This window comes from Kordiimonas sp., assembly GCF_048260245.1.
Lineage (GTDB): Bacteria > Pseudomonadota > Alphaproteobacteria > Sphingomonadales > Kordiimonadaceae > Kordiimonas.
This window is the reverse complement of sequence record NZ_JBLXGZ010000002.1, coordinates 186,454-201,971: the sequence shown is the minus strand read 5'-3', so window position 1 is coordinate 201,971 and position 15,518 is coordinate 186,454. Positions and strand designations below refer to the sequence as shown.

The window sequence follows — 15,518 nt, the reverse complement described above, 5'->3', positions numbered from 1 at the left end:
CGTCCAGGTTGCCCAATTTGGGAACCTGCGGCGTAGTTTCGCTTTTTAAAGGAGACGTCCATGTCGCGTATGTCCATCTTCAACAGCCCTTTTCTGCTGGGCTTCGATCAGCTTGAAGATGTCTTGGACAAGGTGTCGAAGAACGCAGGTGAGGGCTACCCCCCCTATAACATCGAGCATATTGCAGATCAGACAATCCGCATCACATTGGCCGTCGCAGGTTTTGCCCGCGAAGATCTGGACATCTCGCTTGAAGGCAGCCAACTCATCATCCGTGGCAGGCAAAAAGATGACGCCGGAGAAAAAGCATACCTGCACCGCGGAATCGCCGCCCGCCAGTTCATTCGTAAATTTGTTTTGGCCGACGGTATGGAAGTATCAGACGCCTTCATGGAAAACGGTCTTCTGCACATTGACCTGGAGCGGCCCCACGCCGAAGAGTTGGTCCGTACCGTACCCATACGGTAACCGCCACCTGACAGAAGGTTAAGGGTGGCGCGCACTGTAAGGTATACTGAGTGCAAACACCGTTTTGTTCGGGCGTCCCTCCGAATATACCGTGCCGTTCATAGCGCGCGCGGCTGCCTGTGCGATACTAAGGCCAACCCCGACCCCAGGATAGCGGCTTCTCGGCACGAGACGACGGAAAATAGTGAAAATCTCGCCTTGATAAATAGGGTCGAATCCAATGCCGTTATCAACCACACTTATCTCTAACCTGTTGCGTTTGCGAGCGGCGGTTATGCTAACCTCATGATCAGCATCAGACCTCCGGTAGGTTAAAGCATTATCCAGCAACTTAGATAAGACTGTTGAGAGCAGGTCAAAATCCGCCGTAATGACACAGCTTTCATCAATATCAACATCCATGGCCACTGTCTTGCAAGCTGCTGCCCGTTCAACCAGCAGCGATTGCACAAATTCCTTCACCTTTATGCTGACCGGCTGAGGTTTTTTCCGCCTGGTTCTTGATAGTTCAAGCAATCCGGCAATCATTTGCCGGGCGCGGACTGTACTTTTGCCAATGTAGTCCAGACACATCTGCGCGTCGTCACTCAGGTTCGGACCCGACTCGACCTCCAATAGCGCCGCAAACTCTGCGATGTTGCGTAGCGGTTCCTGCAGATCATGAGATGTTGCATACAGAAACTGCTCCAGTTCCTCCTCCAGCGCCGATTTTCCAGCCATCAGAGCCAGAAAGCGTTCTTCCATGCGGAACTGCTCGCTCATGTTCTTGTGCAAAACGAGCCAAGTGCCGTTTTGCAATTTCATAAGATTACATTCCATCACAACCTGTGCACCGGTACAGTCGGTATATTCCAAACATACGGTGTCAGGGCTTTTTACCGGGCCTGCAGCCGATGCCGGCAAGGGAACCCCTTGCGTTGTGAAGCCCATTAAACTCTGGAGTTTTTCATCACACCACAAAGTGACAGACCTATCGTGGTTCCATAGCGCAAGACCATCGGACGCAGCCGACAGAAATTGCAGACAGTCCCCATCCGCCAGTTCCGAGGCAATCTGCCTCACGGCTTCTGTGTGTGTCAGCGTGAGCACGGAATTAATCGTCCCAACTCAGCAGTTTAGAAATGCTGAAGTATACTTCCGTTCCCTCGCCTATATCGCTATTTATGCCGATATCCCCACCATGAAGATCCACAAGACGCTTGGCTATAGGAAGACCGAGGCCGCTTCCTTCTGTGCGGCGCCGGTGGGGGTGATCATCAACCTGAGAGAATGCCTCAAAAACCCGGGCCTGTTCTTTTTTCTCAATGCCCAAGCCTGTGTCTTTGACGCTGAAGCGGACGTGGTCTTGAAAGTCGTGAACTGTCAGCGTAATGAGACCGCCCTCGCCAGTAAACTTCACCGCATTGCTCAGGAGATTACCCAATATCTGGCTAAGGCGGTGACGATCTACGTTCAAAACTATATCAGTGTGAGGCTGATCGAGTTCAAGGCTGATGTTTTTTACCTTGGCCAGTTCCTGAAACTGGGCGACCATCTGGCACAACAGGCTATCCAGGTGCAACGGTTCAATTGTCAAGGTTATGCTATTGGCTTCAGCCTTGGCCAGTTCCAGCAAGTCATTGATCTGCGACAGCAATGTAGTGCCGCAATGCAATATGTCCTCGACGTACCCTGCATACCGTGCGGGCTGGATCGCACCAAACTTTTCAGACAACATAAGTTCGGAAAAGCCGACGATCCCATTCAGCGGCGTGCGCAGTTCATGGCTCATGTTGGCGAGAAATTTGTCTTTCGCTTCACTTACGGCCAAGGCAAGCGCCCGGTCGTTGATCAATTCTTGCTCACGCCTTTTCTGAGCAGAAATATCCCGAATTGTAATGAGCTGCGATTTGGTTCTGTGCCAGTGTATATGGGTAACATTCAACTCGGCGAGGAGATCCCGGCAATCTAGAAAGCTTAACTCTACCTCGGACTTGCCAATTCCTTCGACATAACAGTCAAAATGCCTGCCTACCAGCATTTCCGACCCCGCACAGAACATCCTGTGGGCGGCAACATTGGCAAATTCGATAACGCCATCGAAACTGACCACCATGATTGGTTCAGGGTTTTGCGCAATCAGACTTTCCATCTGACGGTACATCCTGTGCCGCTCTACCGCATGGTGTACCGCTGCGGACACACCGTCCTCATTCAGGTTGTTTTTGCACAGAAATTCCTGCGCGCCGCGCTTTATAACATCCTGTACAACACACAGGTCGCTTTGCCCCGTGACAACGATAATCGGTACATCGGGAAACGCGGCAGCCACTTCGCTAACAGTACGGGGCCCCGTGCTTTCAGGCAGACCCAGGTCCAGGAAAAGCACGTCAAAATGAAAACCCTCCAGTGCCATCAGCCCCTCTTCAAGAGTTGCTGCGCTGGATGCAGAGGCCGCTCCGCGGAAAGCCTTCTTGACGTAGTGTTCTATAAGCTTCCGGTCCGCCGGGTTATCATCAATGATCAGCGCTTCAAATCGGCGTGTCGTTTCATAGCGACGTGCCTGACTTTCGCAGGGGCTGAAAGATGAAGTGAGGGTGGTACCGGCGGCCTGATACTGCAACATGGTCGCAAATCCTTTGATTCGCCCCTATCTGTGGCGACAACTTACCCGACTCTCCCCGATGGGTTACACAATAAGCGAAAATGGTAAATGAATGGTTGCAGACGCTGTCGCCGCTTTGTCCTGCTGGCACAAAAGAATTCAGACTACCGTGAAACCTGTGCCACCACCGCGTGCAGAATAGCTGTATGGATGTCTGCAACAGGGGCGTCTTTGGACAGGAACGTGCAGACACCAAGCCCATAAGCTTCATCGGCGATGGCCGGCTGCTCTATTCCCGAAAGCATGATGACCGGCACACTGCGAGACGACGCATGCAACCGTTTCAGTATCTCCAGTCCTGTCATGCCCGGCATTGAATAATCCAGCAACACACAATCATAGTTCGCTTGTTCACACATGGACAATGCATCCAAACCGGTTTCGGCCTCAGCTATTTCCACGGCAAAGCCGGGAAGGCTACGCAAATGCCGGGCATGGGCATACCGAGCAACTTCGTCATCATCGACAACCAGTATGCGGAGAACACCAGTCACTGCGGTACTGCCGGCAGCATTGCCAGTTCACGATACTGTTGAACAATGCCCACCACCTTTTCAAAATTACGCCCGGCATCTTCCTTACAGAAGTACCCGGCGACATGATGACGATAGCTCTCGGTTATATCCCGACGGGCCCGGGACGTTGTCAAAACAAAGATGACTGTGTCTGAGGCCTCCGGGTGCTGACGTATTTTAGCAATCAGCTCCACACCGTTCATGCGGGGCATTTGTATATCGGCCAGCACAATAAAAGGCGGCTGTACACTGCCATCTTCAAGGAGCTCAAGTGCTTCAATGCCGTCTCGCACACGCACCAGATGGTTTGCGGCACCATACGCAGAAAAGCTGCGCTCAATGGACATGGCATCAACGTCATCATCTTCCACTAATAGTATGGCCGTGTCTTTCATAGGGTGCCTCATCCGTCACCTGCCTTGCGGATTATTTAGTAGGTGATCCCCGTCCTGCAACAACGGCCAGAACACAGTAATGTGCAAGCCTCTCTTGCGGCCAGTTTCTATCCTCAACGAGCCCCCGACATGCTCCATGATTTTCTTGATCAAAGACAGTCCCATACCACTTCCTTCGACCTGATCACGCGGCCGCAGTGTCTGGAACATCTCGAGAGCCTTGCCATGCATGTCATCAGGAATGCCTGGTCCATCATCTTCGTAGCTTATTCTGTAGCCGTTATCCTGCTGGAAGCATTTGATGACAATCTTGCCTGTCGTCTGGTCATGATGCTTGATGGTATTGGAGATCAGATTCCGCATCACGGTCTCAAATGGTACTTTCAGTACAAGAATATCCTGATCCGGTGCTTCAAGCTGAAACCGGTCTTGCGCGCCCATCATCGCCAGGTTTTCAGCCGCTATTTGTGCCACATTGGCCGTCGTAAGTTCATAGGTCACCCGGCCAACCTGCGAATACTCCAGCAAGTCGGTCAGCAATTTCATCAGCCGTTTGCTGCGGCTTTTGAGCAGATCCAGATGTTTTTTTGATGGTTCGGGCAACAGATGGGCACAGTCTTCCTCTATCCACCCCACAATCTGATTAATGGAATTCAACGGTGCCTTGAGGTCATGGGATGCAAGATAGGCAAACTGTTCAAGATCTTTATTTGACCTGGCAAGTTGACCTGACTGTTCCCGCAGCTCGAAAGTAACAGAGTCAGCGTAAGTCAGCGCTCGCCGGTTCGCGCGTACCAGTACCATAAACAGCGCCAGCAGCAATGCATCGATCAGCAGGCCGCCCCCGAGGATAATCAGCGGCTGGCTGCTTGAAACGGCACGCCTGAAGCTCAGACTGCTTTCAATATGAAACCGCCATATACGGCCATACATTGCCACTTCCACGACTTTGGAATAGAGCGGTGAGGGGTCAACGTTGCTTTGTTCCGCCACGTTATCGGTCGCGTCACCGTACAGCAGCGTATCCTTGTCGGTAATCGTGATATTTACCTGGCGGTTGGCGCTGGCAAGGGTTCCCTGCATCAACTTGCCCATGATAAAAGGCGCATAGGTCACGCCGTGGCTCGCATTCCTGCGATCTTCCTGAGTATCAGGCTTTTTTCCGCCTTGGTAGAAGGGCGCATAGAACAGAAAGCCCGGCGTTTGCTTCGCGTCCTGCACCAATGTGATCGGCCCTGTCACCTGCGCCTGACCAGTATCGCGCGCTTTTTTGACCGCCGCATAGCGATTGGCTTCAAAAGCCATATCAAGGCCAACAGCCTGTTTGTTGGGCTCGATAGGTTCTATATATGTGATGGGCCAGTAGTCCATCTGGTCATGCTCAGGATGCACTTTGAACGACGGGCGGCTATCCCGCTGTTCCTGCAGGAAGGCAGGTAAAGCCGCAGGGTCAACATTGAAAATAATGCCGATACCGTTGATGCCCGGATAGGCTTTATCGATATTCAGGCTCGTCGCAAAATCGCGCCATGTTTCGTAAGCGAGATCACCCTGATGCGAGTCGATCAGCGCGACACCGCCCCAGAGAGCATTTTCATACAGATGCATGCGCTCCTGCACCAGCACAACCACTTGCTCAGACTGGCGTTCAAATTCAAGCCGATTCTTTTCATCAACCTGCGCATCGGCGATGTACCACGCACCGAAGGTTAAAAGCAGGGAAAAACTGACGACCAGCCAGTGTGACCAGTGCAAAGCGGCGCCTTGCAACAGCTCCATACGAGCCTTTCTGCTGCGGTCGGGCAGTTCGGTTTCAGGGGGGCTCTCTGTCATATGTTTCCTGAATCTCGGTGACGCATTGTTATTTTACCAAGTAATTTTATACTGCAGGCCAAGAGCAAGATTATCAACTTCTGATCGGCGGTATTCATTTATCCGGTATTCGGCAACGGCAAAAAGCTGGTCCACGATACGAATGCCAGCCTGCGCCTCTCCGACTATCGGGCGCGCCGGAAAAGATTCTGGCAGGCGCTGATTAAACGTGTGGTCGACAAAGCCCGCAAGATACAGTCGATCGCTCAGCGCAGGGAATGTCATTCTAAAGGCGTGCTCCATCTGCCAGACATACGGCTCTTCATGATCAAACTGAACCACATGCACATTAATGGCATACACAAGGTTTAATGCGCTGAATATATCCGACAACACGCCAGTATCATTCAAGCGCCAGCGCACGCCCAGCCTGTAGCGGTCATTGTTTTCACCGGAGCGAAAATTCATCTGCACCGTCAGATCCAGTGGCAGAGACCGCATCACATTCCAGCGCAGGTTTTGCTCGGAATAAAACGCATCGTCGTCGGGCATCCCGCTGCCGCCTGCACGTTTGCCAAAATTGTTCAAACTGAAATACGACAGACCATGCCCAAACGTCGCACCGGCGTTAACGGTGAAGTAATTATCATGTGAAGTGTCGGTAAGAACAGGATAGGCATTCAAATCAAGAAAGAAACTCTGCTTGCGACCACCTTCCGCCAACAGTGGCGACGCGGTCAGAACGCATAAACCAATAAGCAGGCAAAACCCAAAAAAGGCATATGGTTTACGCCCTTGAGAGGAAAGCGAGGACACTATCAAGGTTGTCGCGATTATACTGCGCGTCATGCGGAGAGCCTTCCTTGCAAAGCCGCCGCGACCGTCGTGTATTTTGCCACGATCAGCAACCAGCCATCATAAGACCCCCGATTGCATAACTACCATTCAAGCCCTAACGAAAGGTTAGCAAGGGATGGTTTTATGGCATGATCCGGGAGGCCCGCAGGAGGCCCACAAAAAACCCGCCTGTGAGGCGGGTCTGGCAACATTATTGCGCTATGGCATTGTCTGGGTGAAATCAGAAATCATACACCAGCGTTGCCCGCGTGGCTGTATCCCATGCTGCGGTGCCAATCGGTGCCAATGAATCGTACTTGACCTCAAACGACAGGCGGGCTTGCATGTGCGAATTAATCCGCGCAGAAAATTGTGCCCAGTTTTCAAGCGTTGTGGATTGCGTGCCAAAAATTGCGGACGCGCGGTCCTTGAAGGTAAGGTTATCCGTCAGCTTCAACTCATAGGTACTCGACACCCGGCCAAGAAATTCTTTTTCCGTGTGCGGGGCTCTGATCACACCGTCCTCAATCGTTTCCTCCACCCGACTGACGCGGATACCCGGCCCCGCTTCCACGCGCAGGCTTTGATTGGAGGTGCGGAAAATCTCGGTACCAACCGCAAGGTTTTCAACCACCCGATAATCATAGCCGGAAAACTTGTCCAGCTCGACTTCGGTGAAATTCAGCAGAAAAACATCTGTCCAAGGCTTCCACATCACTTCATACTGGCCAACCAGACGTTGCCTTGTGGTTGCGCCTTCAGAACGGGCCAGGTCAAACTTGAGGTTCAGCGAATGGTTCCATTTGGGGCCAAAAGCACGCTCAAAGTTCAGCGCAGCGGAAACACCCTGTTCGTCAGTATCACCTGAACTGGAACTGCCTCCCAACTGTGCCTGTCCGTTCCAAAGCTTGGGATCAAGATAGTACATCAGCCCCCGCGCGCGGGACGCTGCTTCAGCGGCCTCCTGGGCTTTTTTCGCCGCGCTCATTTCATCCAGGTAAGCTTGGCTCATCCAGGTCTCGCTGATGCCGCGGGCAGCACGCAAAAGTTCAATGCGCTTCTTGGGCCAGGTGTTCAAGGCGGTGCTGAGCAAAGTATCAAATGTTGCCTTGTCGTTAGCTGCAGACGCAGTCTTCAACATTTCGACCACGCCGCTTGTTGGGTTCGAAGCATGAGCCGGCATTGACGACAGCACGGTCGTCACAAGAAAAAATGCCAGTAATTTTTGTGTCTTCACATTGCCAAAAAGCCGCATGAACGTCATATTCCTTAGCACACAGGGATCACTTGCCTGTGACTTAACCGCAGTTGCGCAAAAACTCAAGCATTGAGCCAAAAACCCGGTTAAAAATTCAAACTATAGGGCGAGGACAAAAATATGCCATCCGCATTTGTGACCGGCGCCACCGGGTTTCTCGGACGTCATCTGATCGATGTACTTACCGAACAGGGTTGGACAATACATATTCTGGTGCGCGACCGGAACGCAGCCGAGGCCCTTTTCGGTGACCGCGTGAACTACACCAGCGGGCGGTTATCCCAGCCGACCGGCTATGCACCGGAAGTACCCGATGATCTGGATGCCCTTTTCCATATCGCCGCCGATACAAGCACATGGAAAAAAGACGCCGCCCGGCAGCACCTTGTGAATGTGGAAGGCACCGCCGCCCTTTTACAAATGGCGACCGACAAGAATGTCCGCCGCTTCGTCCACGTCTCAAGCTCAAGTGTATACGGTATCCACAAAACCCCTGTAACCGAAGAAACCGAAAAACTGGGCGCTTCCAGTTGGGTTTCCTACGTTCACACAAAGACGTTTGCCGAACGAAAGGTGAAAGAAGCCACATGGCGCGGCATGGACGCGGTTATCGTAAACCCGACCCATATAATTGGACGTTACGACAGCCACAACTGGGCGCGTCTGATCCTCCGCCACGCTGAAGGCAGCCTGCCAGGTACGCCGCCGGGGGCCGGTAATTTTGCCAATGGCCGGGCCGTGGCCGAGGCCCTTCTTGCTGCATATGAAAAAGGCAAAACCGGAGAAAATTACATTTTGGGCGGTCCTTATGCCAGCATGCACGAATTTCTGAGCCTTGCCTCCAGAAAGCTGGACCTGCCGGAGCCCCGGAAACCAACCCCTGCATTCCTGCTGGAAGTGGCCGCAACCTGTCTGAGCTTTCTCGCCCTTTTTACCGGAAAACGGCCCACGATCACGCCGGAAGAAGCCTATTTTGCATCGGAGATCGTTGACGCAAAGAGTGACAAAGCAATTGCTGAGCTCGGATACCGCCTTGTTCCGCTCGAACAATCGGTGGACGAATGTCTCGCTTACTTGAAAGAGGAACAGTTACTTTAGGAAAGGTAAGGTTTTTGGCATACCTGCTGCATAGCACCAAGTCGCAGATATAAGGCAAGCCAATATTGACTGCCCTGCACAATTGGTTGACGATGATCGCATTTCAAGGCGGTATCGCGGTAAAAGGAGAGCCGAGTGTCTTTAGGCCAGAGCGTCCACTACGAAATTATGGGCCGGCGCGGCACCCGTTGGACGATCGTTGAAGTCATCAACGATCGGAAGCTGGCGGTTGGAAAAGCGGAAGAACTCTGGGGGTCAAAACGTTTTACCGGCGTCCGTGTGGTCAAGGAAAGTTACGACAAGATCAACCAGGAGTTTGCCTCAGTTGAAATTTATTCACGTGGTGCACACCGTAAAACATCGAAATACGACCAGTCCGGCACAATATCGCCTTGCCTGACACCCGATGACCTATACAGCGCAGACGGCCGACGCGCAATCTGGGAACTGCTCGGCAACACGCTTGGCGACTGGATGATAACCCCCACCGAACTGCTGCACAGCCTGGATCATTATTACAAACTGTATAACGCAGGCACCAAGCTGCAAAATGCTGTGCAACGCACGGCCGTTTCCTATGAGAATGACCAGAATTCCATTCAGGAGCGCATGCGCAAGATCACCAAAGTGATCGACACCTCGGTCGACATCATGAAAGCCAACAAGGAAAAAACGCCTTCACTTGAAGTTGGACGTCTTAAGCCGGTCATCGAGGAGTTGAAGGACCGCACCAACAAACGCTTTCTACTGATCGCAGCAATCACGGAATATCTGCGGCCCGCTGTGACCCTGTCCGACAAGGTCGGGCGCCTTATTGCGATGCTTAGCGGCACCAGGCCTGCCTGGGTGCTGGAGATCCTCGACCAGATGATTTCCGAGATGTTCCTGCACCCAAGCATTCTGGGCCAGATGCTGGACGAACCAGAAGATCGCGGGCGCTTTATGACCTGGTTATCGTTCCTGCAGGCCGGACGCCTGAACATGATGGGAGAAGATGAGCGCTCCCCGGTATTTTCCGACGAGATACTGCGACTGAACGGTTTCCTCTCGGCGGGCCAAATGCCTCAGGTTGCCCGCGCGCTTTTTGCCCGGCTCAAGATAGAGATCGACGCTGCAAAGCCGATTTGTCCAGGCGGGCTGGTAGAACAACTGAAGGGTATCGACCAGTTGAAGCAGGCAATTGACGAACTGCAGGACGACGTAGGTATGCAGGAAAGCCTGGAAGAAGCCCTTGCCTCAAGGGCTGGCCGCTTGCTGAACAGCCAGGCCGTGGGCGAGATGCTCTACGAAACCAAAAACCCGATCGCGCAACTTAACGCTTTGCTTGATCTTGAGAAATTCACTATTGGCCACAGCAACAAACGAATGGTGGCCAATTTCATGCTACCGGTGCTGACACGTCCCGAGTATGAACCGATTTTTGTCGGACTTGACAGCAACCAGCCAATGCAGCGCATGCACGACCTTGTTGAATTGCAAAAACGCATCATGGAAGCCGATCTGACGGAAATGCATCGCCGCAAGATCGCTGAGAAGCTGGACTTATTTTGTCGGGCCATCATGGATAATACCCAGATCCTGAAGAAACTGCACGGCCTGAACATCAGCCTGCAAGATAAGGCGAAAAAGATCCTGTCGCTGCTGGCAGATAATTATTTCACCACAGGCGATTGCCGCACCCGTGCTGACCATCAGGTGCGCATTTACATGAAACAAACGGGATTTACCGAGGGGCTGATCAAAGGTCTGGACCGTGCCACCGCAGAAAAGGAGTTGAAAGACTTCCGTGATCTGCTTGACCGCGCCGGCTTTACACCGTCAGGACAGTCGGCAAAACCGGTGGAGACAGACACTGGGGAAAACCACATCGGGCCCGACCCTGATAACAACTCGTCAGAGACGCCCCGGCAAACAGATGCCGACGAAGCGGCCGCACAAAGCTAGGTTCGGGTATCAAAAATCCGAAATAATGCCATTTTTTTCCCAGTCCCCATACCGGGTGGGCTCAGGCCCCTTACGACCGCCGATTTCCTTTACCGGTGTTTTATCCGCTGCCGGGGTTTCGCGGGGGTGCCCTTGGTCAAGAGCACCCTTTTTTTTGTCTTCGCTCATGATGCCACCTCGTTTTTCACAGGGCCTGCACACAGGCCATCCCGGTGTGCAAGACGCCAGACATAAACTGCAATGGCAGCAATCACAAGCGGCAGTATGAAGCCAAACTCACCTGCGAACCGCCAAGTATCCTCATATTTCACCGTCATCCGGTCAAGTAAACTGAGGATGAAAATATTATGCGCCGCATGCATGACCGCAGCCGTCCATAGGCTACCGGATTTCACGCGCAGATAGCTCATGATAAAAGACAACCCGACACATAGCAGCGTGAAATTGGCAAACTGCAGGCCAACGTCACTCGGACCGGCGTTATATTGTGTCAGAAGGATGATTGGCAGGTGCCAAAGCGCCCACACAAGCCCGGTCACCAGCGACGCAAAGGGGAATGACATATAGCGCATCAGCGCCGGTGTAAGAAAGCCACGCCAGCCAATCTCCTCCCCGAGCGCGGACGCGAGATGCCATGTCATGCCCACAACGGCGAAGATGAAAATAGCCATCAGAAGCGTCGCAGTTTCCGACCAGCCGACAAGCCCCAGGTGATAGCCAGCTTCCTCCAGAAATTTTGCATCCAGCACACCGCCAAGGCCGCCCGCCCAAAGGATGGTGTATGCAACCACCCCGTATACAAGCGGCAACAGGTATGCAGCAGCTTGCCAGCGCGCCTTGCCCCAGCCCCAGCCCAAGCTGCCGATACCGACACCGGAGAGCTTGCACGCCGCGAGCGCGGCAAGGCCCGGCGTCCACATCAGCAAAACCATATAATGGCGCTTGAGTCCGATATCGATCACGAGTTTTGATGCCGCCAGCGACAGAACCACTGTCATCAGGACAAAAATCAACAGCGTTTTCGTCACCACAGACCGTGGCAGGTTTTCCAGTTGGCCTTCTTTAGACATGGTCCCGTCTTTGGTTCTTATATTTCCAACGCTCTCCGCAAGGCTTGCTCACGGTGCCGCCCCAAGATGAGACTTGAAGCCATACCACACGCTGCCCAAATATAAAGGCAAGCGCAAGACAAACGCGATAAACCGACAGGTGAACAAGCTATGATGAGTTATGCCCGTACCGCTCTGTTGATGGCCGCAATGACGGCCCTGTTTCTGGTGTTCGGCCTGATGCTGGGCGGGCAGAGCGGCGTGATTATCGCCTTCGTGATTGCAGCGGGCATGAATATGTTTGCCTATTGGAACGCCGACAAAATGGTGCTGTCCATGCACGGGGCCCGACACGTGAGCGAGCGCGACGCGCCAGAACTATACGGCATCGTGCGGCGCCTTGCCCGCCGTGCAGACCTGCCCATGCCCAAGGTCTATATCATCGACAATAACCAGCCCAACGCGTTTGCGACCGGGCGCAATCCCGAAAACGCCGCCGTTGCCGCAACAACTGGGCTTTTGCGCACCCTCAGCCATGATGAAGTCTCCGGCGTTATGGCGCATGAACTGGCGCACGTTAAAAACCGCGATACGCTGATAATGACCATCACCGCCACTATCGCCGGTGCCATCTCCATGCTGGCTAACTTCGCGCTGTTTTTCGGTGGCAACCGTAACAATCCGCTGGGTATCATCGGCACCATCCTCATGATGATATTGGCGCCCATGGCTGCCATGCTGGTGCAGATGGCAATCTCTCGCACGCGGGAATTTGCCGCAGATAAAGAAGGGGCAGCCATCTCCGGCCAGCCGCTTGCGCTGGCCAGCGCGTTGGCGCGGCTGCATCAGGGTGCAGCGATCAATATAAATGAGAGCGCGGAGAGAAGCCCCGCGACGGCCCATCTCTTTATTGTTAACCCGCTTAAAGGTGGCTCGATTGACAGCCTGTTTTCCACCCACCCACGCATGGAAGACCGCATCAGCCGACTTGAAGCCATGGCGGCAACAGGCAACTATGCGCCGGTAAGCCGCACGAAGACCCGCCGGTCGGCCACAACCAGCGTACCCACAAGCGACCCACGCGAAAAGGAAAGCTCCGGAAAAGGCCCAAGGGGTCCTTGGGGCTAACCCTGTGGATCACCTGTTTGCTTAAAGCCCGAGCTCGTCAGCCGCCAGTTTTTTAAGGTTCACCTCAGGCCGCGCACCAAGGTGTGAGATTACCTCTGACGCTGCAAGGCTGCCCAACCGGGCACAATCCTCAAGGCTCTTGCCGGAGGTATAACCGTGCAGGAAGCCTGCGGCATAGAGATCACCAGCACCCGTAGTGTCGACAAGGCTGGTCGGGTGCGCAGGCACAGTTACGCTCTCATCCTGGCTCAAGACGACTGAGCCCTTTTCCGACCGGGTAATCGCAGCCAGTTTGACATGGGGGCGCAAACGTTCAATCGCCTCGTCAAAAGTTTCCACTTGGTAGAGCGATTTAATCTCGGCTTCGTTGGCAAACAGGATATCAACGCGCCCCTCGACCAGATCAACAAACTCGGCGCGGAAACGGTCCACGCAGAAACTGTCGGACAGAGTCAGCGAAACCAGTTTGCCGTGCTCGTGCGCGACGTCCATGGCTTTGAGCACCGCTTCCTTCTGACTGTCGCGGTCCCACATGTAACCTTCAATATAGGTAACATCAGCACGGGCGACGATGTCTTCATCAATATCGGCAAGCGCAAGCTCCCCGCACGCACCCAGATAGGTGCTCATGGTGCGCTGCGCGTCGGGGGTGACAAGGATCATGCTGGTAGCGGTTGGCGCGCCTTCGGTGGCGCGGGGCGTTTGGTAATGCACACCCACTGCACGGATATCATGGCTGAACACCGCACCAAGCTGGTCATCATGCACCTTGCCCATATAAGCGGCCTTGCCGCCCAGCGAGGCGATACCTGCCGCCGTATTGCCTGCGGACCCGCCTGAGCGTTCCACCGCTGGCGGCATGGCGTCATAAATCCGCGCCGAGGTTTCCGCTTCCACCAGCATCATCGACCCCTTGACGCAGTCATGCTCAGCCAGGAAGTCTTCTTCCACGCGGGCCACAATATCGACAATTGCATTGCCAATGCACAATACCTGAAAATCGCTCAAATCTCTCTCTCCTGAATAGCGCGGCGGAGCATCTCCCGCGCATCATGGCCTTTGGCGCACCATAGAAAAGCCATACCTTATTGCAAGCTTTGATCGTGCTTCCTATGTTTTAGAGAATAAAAAACCGTCCACGAGCGACGGACAATTTGAAAGCGCGAGGAAATAAAATGATAGGGCAGGCCCTCAACCGAACTTGGCAACAGCTGTTGCACCCGAAGTTTCGCAGTGTGTTTTTCACCGGTGTTCTGGCGGCGCTTGCAACCCTTGGGGTGCTTTTATATCTGTTGAATATCTATTGGCCGCAGGATCTGTCCTTTGGATACAGCTGGCTTGAATGGCTGGACGAAGCGGGCTTCTGGGCGGTTGCCATGGTGGGCAGCTACGTGCTTTTCCCGGCCATTTCCACAACCGTCATGGGCTTTTTCACCGATGGTATTGCGATGGCAGTCGAGGAGGAATATTACCCTCACCGGCTCGGTACGCGCAAAGTGTCGGGCCTTGAGGTGGTGCTGGGGTCCCTCAAGCTGATGTTCCTTGTTATTCTTATCAACCTCATTGCGCTGATCCCCTATATCTTGCTGCTGGTCACCGCTGGCACCGGTACCTTCCTGTTGTTTGTGGCCGTAAACGGCTTCCTGCTCGGCCGTGAATATTTCGAGATGGTCGCCATCAGGCATATGGACGCACGGGAAGTCAGGCGTTTCCGCAAACGTTTCAGCGGCAAGATTTTTATCGGCGGCGCGATGATCGCGGTCTTGTTTGCCATCCCGTTCGTGAATATTCTGGCGCCTATCATTGGCACGGCGATGATGACCCATATCTACCAAAACCTTGCAAGCGGCCGTGCCTGAGGGGGCGAAGGAGACAGCGTGACACACAAAAACCATCGCCCATCTTTATCATATCGCGTCTGGCGGTTCAGTGCTTTGTGCGGCCTTTTGCTAACAGCCGCGTGCGGTCCGACGGGGCCTCAGGCAACCCGCACGCCCGAACAGGCCGCGCCCAAACCGCCTGCGCTAACACCAGAACCGCAGCCGCTTGCGGAAATCCATCCGCGGCCGCTTGCCAACCCGCTCCGCCTCATGGGGGCGAGCCCACAAGACGTTCAAGCCCTTATGGGCAACCCCACGCTCGTACGGCGTGAGGACATGATGCAGGTTATGCTGTTTGAAAACACCGGCTGCGTGTTTGAAGTCGTGTTCTACGAGCCTACACAAGGCGAATATTTTGAGGCACGACACATTGCCGCGCGCACCCGTAAAGGCAATAATGTCGATATTGATGCCTGCCTTGCCTCACACCTGCCGGGCGGGCACTGGCCGGATGAGTAATAGCCGGATGAATGAATACTCAATGAAAAAG

16 protein-coding genes are annotated in these 15,518 nt (G+C 53.8%); 6 read left to right on the top strand and 10 right to left on the bottom strand.

The annotated features are described in order from the left end of the window. Positions 1-60: 60 nt before the first annotated feature. Positions 61-468 carry an Hsp20 family protein gene (locus ACN0VM_RS02385; RefSeq protein ID WP_417449227.1) on the top strand — a complete coding sequence of 136 codons (408 nt, stop codon included), beginning with the start codon at positions 61-63 and terminating at the stop codon, positions 466-468. Positions 469-486: 18 nt separating this feature from the next. On the opposite strand, the gene ACN0VM_RS02380 is transcribed toward ACN0VM_RS02385, so the two are convergent. The 7 genes from ACN0VM_RS02380 to ACN0VM_RS02350 form a co-directional block, all read right to left on the bottom strand. Further along, a complete protein-coding gene (locus tag ACN0VM_RS02380; protein WP_417449226.1) occupies positions 487-1,272 on the bottom strand; it encodes a sensor histidine kinase in 786 nt (261 codons plus the stop codon). Between the two features lie 289 nt (positions 1,273-1,561). Beyond that, complete coding sequence (locus tag ACN0VM_RS02375; protein ID WP_417449225.1) at positions 1,562-3,073, bottom strand: ATP-binding protein; 1,512 nt, start codon at positions 3,071-3,073, stop codon at positions 1,562-1,564. A 143-nt stretch (positions 3,074-3,216) separates the two neighbouring features. Next, the gene (locus tag ACN0VM_RS02370; RefSeq protein ID WP_417449224.1) at positions 3,217-3,606 is read right to left on the bottom strand and encodes a response regulator transcription factor; all 390 of its coding nucleotides are present in this window, start codon (positions 3,604-3,606) and stop codon (positions 3,217-3,219) included. Beyond that, positions 3,603-4,022, bottom strand: a complete 420-nt coding sequence (locus ACN0VM_RS02365; RefSeq protein WP_417449223.1) for a response regulator — start codon at positions 4,020-4,022, stop codon at positions 3,603-3,605. The genes ACN0VM_RS02370 and ACN0VM_RS02365 overlap by 4 nt, the downstream gene beginning before the upstream one ends. Before the next feature lie 15 nt (positions 4,023-4,037). Continuing rightward, complete coding sequence (locus ACN0VM_RS02360; protein WP_417449222.1) at positions 4,038-5,855, bottom strand: CHASE domain-containing protein; 1,818 nt, start codon at positions 5,853-5,855, stop codon at positions 4,038-4,040. Positions 5,856-5,888: 33 nt separating this feature from the next. Continuing rightward, positions 5,889-6,683, bottom strand: coding sequence for a hypothetical protein (locus ACN0VM_RS02355; RefSeq protein ID WP_417449221.1), 795 nt, complete (start codon positions 6,681-6,683; stop codon positions 5,889-5,891). Positions 6,684-6,912: 229 nt separating this feature from the next. Further along, entirely contained in the window at positions 6,913-7,926 is a 1,014-nt protein-coding gene (locus tag ACN0VM_RS02350) for a DUF481 domain-containing protein (RefSeq protein ID WP_417449220.1), read from the bottom strand. A 123-nt stretch (positions 7,927-8,049) separates the two neighbouring features. Between ACN0VM_RS02350 and ACN0VM_RS02345 the strand changes: the two genes are divergently transcribed. Together ACN0VM_RS02345 and ACN0VM_RS02340 are read left to right on the top strand one after the other, a co-directional pair. Next, positions 8,050-9,027 (top strand): NAD-dependent epimerase/dehydratase family protein, encoded by a 978-nt coding sequence (locus ACN0VM_RS02345; RefSeq protein WP_417449219.1) that lies wholly within the window; start codon positions 8,050-8,052, stop codon positions 9,025-9,027. 135 nt (positions 9,028-9,162) lie between these two features. Continuing rightward, entirely contained in the window at positions 9,163-10,971 is a 1,809-nt protein-coding gene (locus ACN0VM_RS02340; RefSeq protein WP_417449218.1) for a hypothetical protein, read from the top strand. Between the two features lie 9 nt (positions 10,972-10,980). Here the strand turns inward: ACN0VM_RS02340 and ACN0VM_RS02335 are convergent, their stop codons facing one another. Then, the gene (locus ACN0VM_RS02335) at positions 10,981-11,139 is read right to left on the bottom strand and encodes a DUF1674 domain-containing protein (RefSeq protein WP_417449217.1); all 159 of its coding nucleotides are present in this window, start codon (positions 11,137-11,139) and stop codon (positions 10,981-10,983) included. After that, positions 11,136-12,041: a CPBP family intramembrane glutamic endopeptidase gene (locus ACN0VM_RS02330; protein WP_417449216.1), complete on the bottom strand. Its 906-nt coding sequence runs from the start codon at positions 12,039-12,041 to the stop codon at positions 11,136-11,138. Before ACN0VM_RS02330 ends, ACN0VM_RS02335 begins: the two co-directional genes overlap by 4 nt. Before the next feature lie 153 nt (positions 12,042-12,194). Between ACN0VM_RS02330 and htpX the strand changes: the two genes are divergently transcribed. Beyond that, positions 12,195-13,148, top strand: coding sequence for a zinc metalloprotease HtpX (gene htpX, locus ACN0VM_RS02325; RefSeq protein WP_417449255.1), 954 nt, complete (start codon positions 12,195-12,197; stop codon positions 13,146-13,148). 21 nt (positions 13,149-13,169) lie between these two features. On the opposite strand, the gene ACN0VM_RS02320 is transcribed toward htpX, so the two are convergent. Next, a complete protein-coding gene (locus ACN0VM_RS02320) occupies positions 13,170-14,156 on the bottom strand; it encodes an adenosine kinase (RefSeq protein ID WP_417449215.1) in 987 nt (328 codons plus the stop codon). A gap of 167 nt (positions 14,157-14,323) precedes the next feature. Here ACN0VM_RS02320 and ACN0VM_RS02315 point away from each other — a divergent pair, with 167 nt between their 5' ends. Both ACN0VM_RS02315 and ACN0VM_RS02310 read left to right on the top strand, forming a co-directional pair. After that, positions 14,324-15,007: an EI24 domain-containing protein gene (locus ACN0VM_RS02315; RefSeq protein WP_417449214.1), complete on the top strand. Its 684-nt coding sequence runs from the start codon at positions 14,324-14,326 to the stop codon at positions 15,005-15,007. Positions 15,008-15,025: 18 nt separating this feature from the next. Next, complete coding sequence (locus ACN0VM_RS02310; protein WP_417449213.1) at positions 15,026-15,487, top strand: hypothetical protein; 462 nt, start codon at positions 15,026-15,028, stop codon at positions 15,485-15,487. Positions 15,488-15,518: the final 31 nt, after the last annotated feature.

Excerpts from the sequence above, each read along its gene's own strand:
- ACN0VM_RS02345 (WP_417449219.1), top strand. The coding sequence starts at position 8,050 with ATGCCATCCGCATTTGTGACCGGCGCCACCGGGTTTCTCGGACGTCAT.
- ACN0VM_RS02330 (WP_417449216.1), bottom strand. The coding sequence starts at position 12,041 with ATGTCTAAAGAAGGCCAACTGGAAAACCTGCCACGGTCTGTGGTGACG.
- ACN0VM_RS02335 (WP_417449217.1), bottom strand. The coding sequence starts at position 11,139 with ATGAGCGAAGACAAAAAAAAGGGTGCTCTTGACCAAGGGCACCCCCGC.
- ACN0VM_RS02375 (WP_417449225.1), bottom strand. The coding sequence starts at position 3,073 with ATGTTGCAGTATCAGGCCGCCGGTACCACCCTCACTTCATCTTTCAGC.
- ACN0VM_RS02365 (WP_417449223.1), bottom strand. The coding sequence starts at position 4,022 with ATGAAAGACACGGCCATACTATTAGTGGAAGATGATGACGTTGATGCC.
- ACN0VM_RS02385 (WP_417449227.1), top strand. The coding sequence starts at position 61 with ATGTCGCGTATGTCCATCTTCAACAGCCCTTTTCTGCTGGGCTTCGAT.
- ACN0VM_RS02315 (WP_417449214.1), top strand. The coding sequence starts at position 14,324 with ATGATAGGGCAGGCCCTCAACCGAACTTGGCAACAGCTGTTGCACCCG.
- ACN0VM_RS02355 (WP_417449221.1), bottom strand. The coding sequence starts at position 6,683 with ATGACGCGCAGTATAATCGCGACAACCTTGATAGTGTCCTCGCTTTCC.
- htpX (WP_417449255.1), top strand. The coding sequence starts at position 12,195 with ATGAGTTATGCCCGTACCGCTCTGTTGATGGCCGCAATGACGGCCCTG.
- ACN0VM_RS02380 (WP_417449226.1), bottom strand. The coding sequence starts at position 1,272 with ATGAAATTGCAAAACGGCACTTGGCTCGTTTTGCACAAGAACATGAGC.
- ACN0VM_RS02350 (WP_417449220.1), bottom strand. The coding sequence starts at position 7,926 with ATGCGGCTTTTTGGCAATGTGAAGACACAAAAATTACTGGCATTTTTT.
- ACN0VM_RS02360 (WP_417449222.1), bottom strand. The coding sequence starts at position 5,855 with ATGACAGAGAGCCCCCCTGAAACCGAACTGCCCGACCGCAGCAGAAAG.